Below are 8,431 nucleotides of genomic sequence, written 5' to 3'. Positions count from 1 at the left end.
GATCCACCCCCCTCCCCATCGCCAGATACCCCGCATCGGAGGGATGCAGCCGATCCCCAGAGTCGTACGGCCCCCACAAGGAACGCGGCGCATACGGATCCCGAAGAACCCGATCTATGTCGACGACCCCGTCATAAACCCCACCCCCACGAATCGCGGAATTCACAGAACCCCGCACCCGCTGAACCGAACCCGTACATCCCCGAACCCCGCCGCAGGGCGAAAGCGTCGTGCCAAGGACGCGCACCCCCCGCGCATGCCCCACCCGCACCAACTCCCGCATCCCCGCGAGCAGCGCGCCGGCATCCCGCTCCCCACCGAGCAGATCGTTGATCCCGAGCTCGACAACGACCGTACGAACCCCGGCCCGCGACAGCGCATCCCGCTGGAAGCGTTCGACCCCGCTGGGCCCGGCGAACCGCGCGAGCAGCGCGTTCCCGCCGATCCCGGCATTGAGCACGGCCCGCGGCGCCGAACCGTCACCCGGGTCGAGGGCGGCGTGCGGCCCCCGCAGCCGCCCGGCCAGCACATCCGTCCACCGCCGATCGGCCCCCGGCGTGGACCCGACCCCCTCGGTTATGGAGTCCCCGAACACGACGACGCTGCCGGCCGCGGCCCCGGGCCCCTGCACATCGAGAGCGGTGACATACCGCCAAGCGCTCGTGACCTGCGCAAACACCCCGGGATCGGCCGCGCGGTCGACGTCACCGGGGGCCACGAACGAGGTTTGCTGCGCCCCGGGATGCCAGGTGACGGGCCCGGCCGCGTACACGGAAACGTAAAGATCACCCGAGGCGGGCACCTCGAAGGCGAGCGGGTCGCTGACGACCTCCCCGCCGGCCGGCACGGAGACCCGCGCGAGCCCGCGGAAGGTCAGCGTCCGCATGGTCCGCGCGGGGTCGGCCACGGTGGCGAGCGTGGTGTGGCGCAGGTCGAGCGGGGTGTGCCCGAACAGGTTGGACACGGTGACGCGGGCCCGGCTCCCGCCGAGCGAGGTGTGCAGGACATTGCGTACGGTCCGGGCCGAATCGCCCCCGGGCTCGGCGCCGACGGGAGCGGCGTACCAGGTCCCGGCCCAGTCGCCGCCGTCATCAGAACCCGCCCCGGCCCGCTCGGGCACGACCACGGCGTAGACGGCGGCGGCGAGCAGCACCACCACCGCGAGCAGGGCAAGGCGCCCGGCATGCGACCGAAGCGTCCGCATGGACATGATCCGAATGTACGGAGCGAAGGCCCGCGGGGCCACGCGAACGAGTGGTCGCACGGGCGCACGGGAACTGAACGTGCGCGCCGTAAGTACTTCATGTAGAGGTCGTACGGAACGGATGGTGGCCGCGGTAACGGCCGGACGGGACGAGCGGCGGACGGGTCATGGCCGCACGGGCCGACCGGGCGGGACGAGCGGCAGAAAGCCGTTCGGGGCGTGCGGACGCGCACGGACAGGTGGAGCGAATGGAACGCAGGAGATCGGGGCCCGACGCCGAGGTGGCGGTCGAGGCGGACACGGCCGCGCGCACGCCCCGCTCGTCCCCCTTCGCCTACACGGCGGCGGACGAGGAGAAGCGCCGGGGCGTGCGCCGCATGAAGGCGATGGCGACCGGCCTGCTGCTCGTGGTCGCAGTGGTCTTCGGCCTCGCGACCTGGGCGGACCGCTCGGGCGCGGGGGCGTGGGCGGGATATGTCGCGGCGGCGGCCGAGGCGGGCATGGTGGGTGCGCTGGCGGACTGGTTCGCGGTGACGGCCCTGTTCCGCCGCCCGCTGGGCCTGCCCATCCCGCACACGGCGATCATCCAGAACAAGAAGGACCAGTTCGGTGCCACGCTCGGCTCGTTCGTGGGCGAGAACTTCCTGTCGGCGGCCGTCGTACGCACCCGCCTCCAGGCCCTGGGCATCGGCCGCCGCCTGGGCACCTGGCTCGCGGAGCCCGAGCACGCGGACCGGGTCACATCGGAGCTGGCCACGGCCCTGCGCGGCGCGCTGACGGTGCTCAGGGACTCCGACGTCCAGGCGGTGGTGGGCGAGGCGATCACGCGCCGGGCGGACGCGGCGGAAATCGCGCCGGGCCTCGGCAAGGCGCTGGAGAAGATCGTCGCCGACGGCAGCCACCGCAAGGCCGTGGACCTGGTGTGCGTACGGGCCCACGACTGGCTGGTGCTGCACGGGGACTCGGTGATGGACGCGGTGCAGGGCGGCGCCCCCGGCTGGACCCCGCGCTTCGTGGACCGCAAGGTGGGCGAGCGCGTCTACAAGGAGCTGCTGCGTTTCATAACCGAGATGCGCGACATGCCGGCCCACCCGGCGCGCGGCGCCCTGGACCGCTTCCTGGCCGACTTCGCGGCCGACCTCCAGTCGGACTCCGAGACCCGGACCAGGGTGGAGCGCTTCAAGTCGGAGATACTGGCCCGCCCCGAGGTCCAGGACATCATCGCCTCGGCGTGGTCCTCCGTACGGTCAATGATCATCGCGGCGGCGGAGGACGACCACAGCGAACTGCGCCTGCGCGCGAGGGCGTCCCTGCTCTCCCTGGGCACCCGCCTGTCCACGGACCCCCGCCTCCAGTCCAAGGTGGACGGCTGGCTGGAGGACGCGGCGGCGTATGTGGTCTCGACCTACCGTGCCGAGATCACATCACTCATCACCGACACGGTGGCCTCGTGGGACGCGAACGACACGTCCCGCAAGATCGAGGCGAACATCGGCCGCGACCTGCAGTTCATCCGCATCAACGGCACGGTGGTCGGAGCCCTGGCGGGCCTGCTGATCTATACGGTGTCGCACGCGCTGGGCGGGTAGGGGCATGGGCGGGGTTCCTGTTGGAACCCATCGGGCGCATGACCGACAAGCCTGTCCCTGCCGTACGGCCATGCGCCCGACCACCATGGGGAGTTGCCCCTAAGTACGGCCCGGGGCCGGACTCTGTTCAGCGGGTCGGGAAATTTCTTCCTTCCCGGCTCTCTTCTACTCGGCGGAATTACGGGTGACAGCCCAGGAGGCGACGGCGACGGCTCCGGCCACGCCGAAAACGGAGGGCCAGGCGCCGACCTTCTTGGCCAGCGGGTGAGACCCGGCGAAGGCGGCGACGTAGGCAGTGGTGAGCCCGACGGCAGCCTTGGTCCCGGCCGCCTGCTGCCACTGCCGAGCGGCAAGCGCCCCGGCCGCGGCCAGCGCCACCCCACCAAGGGGCCGCTTCTTGGTCCACCGGGCAACCCCATACCCCCCGATGAGCCCGCCGGCCGCGATAGCAGTTGCGGGAACCTTCGCCATGGTTTGCCTCCTGAAGTGCGGTTTCTTTGAGGCTAACGCGGAGGCTGCGCCCCTTTCGTGGTGGCCCCCTCCTACGGGAAGGGGAACCTCCGCGCCGGAGGAGGCGCGAACGCGCTGGTGGCTCCTATTGGGTGGCGCGGGACGCGGCAGCGAGTATCAGCCCGGCGTCCTCGAAGCGGAGGCTGTTGTGGAAGGCGGCCGCAATGTCCAGCACAGTCTGCGGGTCACGCTTGCCGGCGTTGATGAGAATGGTCTCTGCCTCTTGGTCAAGGCCTGCTGAGCGGCAGGCCGCGACGGCTCTCGGGACATCACCGGCAGGCAGGGTTGTAGCAGCACCCCACAGGACAACGGAGGCATCTCGGTCCCGTCCCTCGGCGAGGTAGCGCGTCAGCGTCTCCAGATCCGTCCATGCCTCGTCGGTAAGACGTCTGGGGTGCCGGTCCCCTTCAGGAAGGGGGACCGGCGCACTTCTCTGCGCAGGGAACGAAGAAGTCTTCTGTTTGCGAGCGGCGTTGCGGAGCCGCCGTCTGTGCCACACGTGACGGGCAGAAGACAAAGCCGGCGACCTGGGATCTGGTGTGCTGACCGGAAAGCCAGTCGGACAGCACTTGCAGTGCTTCATCAACGCGCGGGACCGCAGGCACAGTAAGAAGCTGACCGAGTAGGGGAGTTGAACCCCTATGGCTAAGGCATCCTGTTCCACCACCTTGTAGAAGCTGATGAGGAGCTGGGGCTCAGGCACCCGCCCTCCGTTCAGGTGGTTGGAGAGCGTGGTCGCCGCCTGGCTCGCGTCGTGTGCGATGTCAGCCTGTGTCCGCGGGCTGCACTCCCGGATCTCCCGTAGGCAGCTCACGAACTGGCGTCGGTCTTCGCTGAGATCGCCAGGCAGAGGCTTCCAGTGCGGTTGCGGTCCTTCTTGCTGCACTGCGGCTCCTAGGTGTGCGGAATCGGAATGAGGGACGTGGGTGCCTTCGATTGTGCGCACGCCGCCAACCGCACTGGAAGCCACGGAGGTTTTCCATCTCCCCTCGAAACTCACCAGAACCTGGCGCAATTGCAGTCGGCCGCGCAATGGTTGGGGGACTGCCGGAGCTGCTCTTGGTAGCGGAATCCATGGACTCCGTCCCAGGCTCCCGGGTACCTGACGTAAGGGGAACGTGATGGTTCTGCCGTCGTGGACGGATACGAAGTACGGCACGATGAAGCGCGCGGCTCTGTGGCTCGTGACCGTTGTCGGGGAGGGCAGCGTCTTCACCAAGGAGGACGTGAAGGCGGCCTTCCCCGGGGTAGTTCAGGCTGACCGCCGGGTCCGCGATCTGCGTGATCACGGCTGGCAGATTGATACACACCGCGAAGACCTGACGCTTGGTCAGCACGAGCAGCGGTTCGTGAAGCAGGGAGTACCGGTCTGGGAGCCTGGCAAGGCGACCAAGTCCGGTTCCTCGATCACGCAGACGCAGCGGCGGGACGTGCTGGCCAGGGACGGCCACCTCTGCCGGTCTTGCGGAATCGGCCCTGGTGAAATCTATGCAGACTCGTACGAATCGGCTCAGCTGGACATCGCCCGCCGCGTGGTCAAGCAGCCGGCTGGAGGCGAGGCGATTGAGCTTGTGGCGGAGTGCAACCGCTGCCGTGTCGGTGGGCGTGGCCAGTCGGCCGATCTGGCCACGGTACTGAACGGGGTTGCCGGGCTCGGAGTCATCGAGCGGAACCTCCTCACCGGGTGGGTCTCGGAGGACAAGCGGGGATTCGGCGCGGTCGAGCTCTTGTGGGCCGCATTCCGGACGCTGCCGGCGGACTCCAGGGCCAAGGTCCGTGAGGCTCTCGGGTTGCCTCCCGTCTGACCCCCGAGCGGGCGGGGCTGCTTCCTCGGCGGCCCCGCCATGCACCTCATTACGTTTCCAGGCTGAAGGAGAACGCACGTGAGCAGCGATTTTGGTTGGCCGCCCCTCGCCGCCGAGAACCGGGACCGAGTCGAGCAACGACTCAAGGAGGCATCGGATGGGGCTGGAATTCGGGAAACCCTGACAGTCGAGTGGCGCCAGCAGCCTCGGGTTGTCCAGGTTATTGACATGCCCCTGGAGTCTCTCTACTACAACCCGGGTACGCATCGAATCCGCGCCCAGCGCAGCTTCGACACGAAGCGTGACCAACTGCTGGGTGGAGACCCTTGGTGTGACGAAAGCCAGGACTACCTGCGCTACCTGCTCCAGGCAGAACCGTCTGACCCGTCCAGGCGGGACAAAGACTTTGAGGAACTCAAGGAGAGCCTCAGGGATTTCCGCCAGAATGAGCCAGGACTCATCACGCGTGATGGCGTTCTCGTCAACGGCAACACGCGCGCTGTAGCACTGCGAGAACTCGGTATTGCGAATATCCGGGTGGGTGTACTGCCGGACTCGTGTACCTGGGCCGACATCAACGCTGTTGAACTCTCACTGCAGTTGAGGCACGACACTCGGCGTGAGTATTCCTACATCAACCGACTCCTCACGATCGAGGAACAATTGTCGATGGGACGACAACTGGCCGATATTGCAAGAGAGTTCCGGATCCGGACGACGACTGCTGAGCAGGATCTGTGGGTGCTCTCCTGCCTCCGTGACCTCACGGAGCGTTCCAAGAGCGGTCAGACGCAGCTCCGCCTGCTGGATTTTGAGGACGCTCAGGAGAAGCTCCGCGAAGTGCACCGTGCGTATGGGAAGGAATCTAGGGGAGACCGGCAGAAGGCTGAACTCCTTAAGGAGAACCGTCTGGCGGCCATCGTGCTTGAATTCTCCAAGACTGACGTGCGTCTCATCGAGGCCGACTTCCGGACCCGTTACCTGGAGCACCGGCTTCCGGAGCACCTGAAGACCGCTCCAACCGCTGCCTCGGGGCGCAGGATTCCTGGCATTAACCGGGAGGTAAAGTCCGACGAACCGCAGGTAGCTGCCGCTCGTGCGTTCACGGATGCCCTTCTGCAGGCCAAAGCCGTGGTGCGCTCGTCTGACGCCCTTCCTGATGCACAGGTTCTGGCAGCTGGGGTGTTCGGCGAGGCGAAGAGGGTGGTTGAGGACGCTCTGGAGCCGGCGGGAAAGGACGCCCGAGTACGTAAGCGCAAGCAGGCCGCCCCTGACCGCCTCAATGATGCCTGCCAAGACATCGAGCAGTGCATCACGGACATCGTGCTGGCGCGGGGCTCGCGGAGCCTTGACGAGGAGGGCTTCGACGAGTCCGTGCTCAAGCTCAAGGCGGCCCTGATCAAGCTCGGCCGCACGGCCGCTCAGAGCATTGAAGTGCACGGTGACGGCGTTGCCTGGCTGCTCGAAGCCGTACGCGAGGAGAAGGCATGACTGAGACTACAGAGCCGTCCCTGCGGCTTGGGCTCGATGTGTCCAGGACCAAAGCTGTGCTGCGTGTGGCTGAACCGTACCGGAGCGAGCTGGCCAGGCTCGCCGCCCGCTTTCCTTCGGGTGGCCAGCGCGGGCCGCTGTCCATGGAGCTGGCGCTCGACGACCTTCTGGTGAGCATCGATGTCCTCGCGGACTGGCCACACCCGGATTCAGTCGAATGGGAGGACGAGCTTGCCGAACTTGTCGGCAGCGTCCTCGACGATGCTGACCAGGCCGAGCAGTGTCTCCAGCAGGAGCCTGGCGTGGTACCGGCCTGGGACGATGCCGCGGTTGCGGCGGCTCTTGGCGCCGAGTGGTGCGCGAATCTTACGAGTTTTCAGCTACGGGACGTCGCACAACTGCTCTCGTTGCAGCACGGGGCCAACTTCAGCGTCCCGGGCGCCGGCAAGACCAGGGTAGGCCTCGCGGTTTACACCGCAATGCGGGAGCGAGGGGATGTTCGGCGGCTGCTGGTGGTCAGCCCGAAATCTGCCTATGAGTCATGGCTGTTCGAGAGTGAGCACTGCTTCAAACGGCGCCCGCACACAGTGGTCATGGAGAAGGCTCCGGACCCGCAGGCTGAGATTCTGATCGTGAACTACGAGCGGCTGGATAAGTCGCTTTCCGCGCTTGCCTCCTGGCTCCGCGCAGCACCTTCCATGGTAATTCTCGATGAGGCGCACCGGATGAAGCTCGGTGCCCGGGGAATCTATGGGAGTGCCTGTATGGCTCTTGGGCCGCTCAGCCGACGTCGGCTCATCCTCACCGGCACGCCAGCACCGAACGGAGCACGGGACCTTGAGAACCTCCTGTCTTTTGTGTGGCCAGGCCATGGCCGCCGTGTCGTAACACAGGCGGTCGCAGGTGGGGATCTGGCGTACGCGAGCACAGTGCTCCGGCCGCTCTTCACCCGTACGACCAAGAATGAACTAGGCCTTCCGCCGTTCCAGACGCGGATCAGGTATCTCCAGATGCCGCCGCTGCACCGGGAGGTGTATGACGCCTTGGTCGGCAGGTTCACAGCACGGGCAGAGGCCTCGCGGGCGGACTTTGATGCCCTCGGCAAGGCGATGCTTCGGCTGCTGATGGCTGCGACCAGCCCCGCCCTCCTGGCGGAGGGCGGAAGCCGTTACGAACCACTTTCGTATCGAGTTCCGCCACTTGAGGTTCCGGAGAACGAATCGCTGTTTTCTCTGCTCCGAAGCCTTCCTGAGCATGAACTGTCCCCGAAATACAAGGAAGCGTTGAACATCGTTGCAGAGAATTCTGCGATGGGCCGGAAGACCCTGGTCTGGACGACCTTTGTCCGGAGTCTGACCACCATGGAGAGCATGTTCGCTGCTTACCAGCCTGCCGTGGTGCATGGTGGCACCCCTGATCGTGAGGAACAGCTTCGGCGCTTCCGCGAGGATCCAAATTGCCATGTTCTGCTCTCTAACCCGGCCACTCTTGGTGAAGGGATCAGCCTGCACCATGCCTGTCACGATGCGGTGTACGTGGACCGTGACTTTATGGCTGGCCGATTCTTGCAGTCCCTCGACCGTATTCACCGGCTTGGCCTCGCTCCAGGCACGGAAACAAGGGTTACGGTGCTAGCCGTCGAGGGGACGATCGACGAAGTAGTGGCTTTGCGGCTCGAAGAGAAGTTGGAGTTTATGGGGCAGATTCTGGACGATCCGTCCGTTCAGCAGCTGGCCGATCTTGAGGAGGAACCGTCCGTCGCAGCCGGTATGGATATGGCGGATGTTCGGGCGCTGCTTAGGCATGTCGATGCTGTCGCCGCCCGGTGAAGT

General features: G+C 66.5%; 6 protein-coding genes. 4 read left to right on the top strand and 2 right to left on the bottom strand.

Features of this window, described 5'->3' with window-relative positions:
* The coding region (locus ADK54_RS37555) for a GDSL-type esterase/lipase family protein (protein WP_078966940.1) at positions 1 to 1,210 on the bottom strand (1,210 nt) is incomplete at its 3' end.
* Between the two features lie 242 nt (positions 1,211 to 1,452).
* On the opposite strand from ADK54_RS37555, the gene ADK54_RS37550 reads away from it, so the two are divergent.
* Positions 1,453 to 2,793 carry a DUF445 domain-containing protein gene (locus ADK54_RS37550; protein WP_107090714.1) on the top strand — a complete coding sequence of 447 codons (1,341 nt, stop codon included), beginning with the start codon at positions 1,453 to 1,455 and terminating at the stop codon, positions 2,791 to 2,793.
* A gap of 165 nt (positions 2,794 to 2,958) precedes the next feature.
* On the opposite strand, the gene ADK54_RS37545 is transcribed toward ADK54_RS37550, so the two are convergent.
* Complete coding sequence (locus ADK54_RS37545) at positions 2,959 to 3,264, bottom strand: hypothetical protein (protein WP_053730296.1); 306 nt, start codon at positions 3,262 to 3,264, stop codon at positions 2,959 to 2,961.
* A gap of 1,160 nt (positions 3,265 to 4,424) precedes the next feature.
* On the opposite strand from ADK54_RS37545, the gene ADK54_RS37540 reads away from it, so the two are divergent.
* The 3 genes from ADK54_RS37540 to ADK54_RS37530 all read left to right on the top strand — a co-directional run bounded on the left by ADK54_RS37540 (position 4,425) and on the right by ADK54_RS37530 (position 8,428).
* Positions 4,425 to 5,108, top strand: a complete 684-nt coding sequence (locus ADK54_RS37540) for a hypothetical protein (protein ID WP_053730295.1) — start codon at positions 4,425 to 4,427, stop codon at positions 5,106 to 5,108.
* Positions 5,109 to 5,186: 78 nt separating this feature from the next.
* Positions 5,187 to 6,599 carry a hypothetical protein gene (locus ADK54_RS37535; protein ID WP_053730294.1) on the top strand — a complete coding sequence of 471 codons (1,413 nt, stop codon included), beginning with the start codon at positions 5,187 to 5,189 and terminating at the stop codon, positions 6,597 to 6,599.
* Positions 6,596 to 8,428 (top strand): DEAD/DEAH box helicase, encoded by a 1,833-nt coding sequence (locus tag ADK54_RS37530; protein ID WP_053730293.1) that lies wholly within the window; start codon positions 6,596 to 6,598, stop codon positions 8,426 to 8,428. The genes ADK54_RS37535 and ADK54_RS37530 overlap by 4 nt, the downstream gene beginning before the upstream one ends.
* The last annotated feature ends 3 nt before the right edge of the window (positions 8,429 to 8,431 follow it).

The sequence above is a fragment of the Streptomyces sp. WM6378 genome (assembly GCF_001279695.1).
Lineage (GTDB): Bacteria > Actinomycetota > Actinomycetes > Streptomycetales > Streptomycetaceae > Streptomyces.
Note: the sequence above shows the minus strand (reverse complement) of the source record. Positions and strands in the feature narration are given on the sequence as shown.

What these genes read in the sequence shown, in the direction of transcription:
- ADK54_RS37550 (WP_107090714.1), top strand. Translation starts at nt 1,453, where the DNA reads ATGGAACGCAGGAGATCGGGGCCCGACGCCGAGGTGGCGGTCGAGGCG.
- ADK54_RS37545 (WP_053730296.1), bottom strand. Translation starts at nt 3,264, where the DNA reads ATGGCGAAGGTTCCCGCAACTGCTATCGCGGCCGGCGGGCTCATCGGG.
- ADK54_RS37540 (WP_053730295.1), top strand. Translation starts at nt 4,425, where the DNA reads ATGGTTCTGCCGTCGTGGACGGATACGAAGTACGGCACGATGAAGCGC.
- ADK54_RS37530 (WP_053730293.1), top strand. Translation starts at nt 6,596, where the DNA reads ATGACTGAGACTACAGAGCCGTCCCTGCGGCTTGGGCTCGATGTGTCC.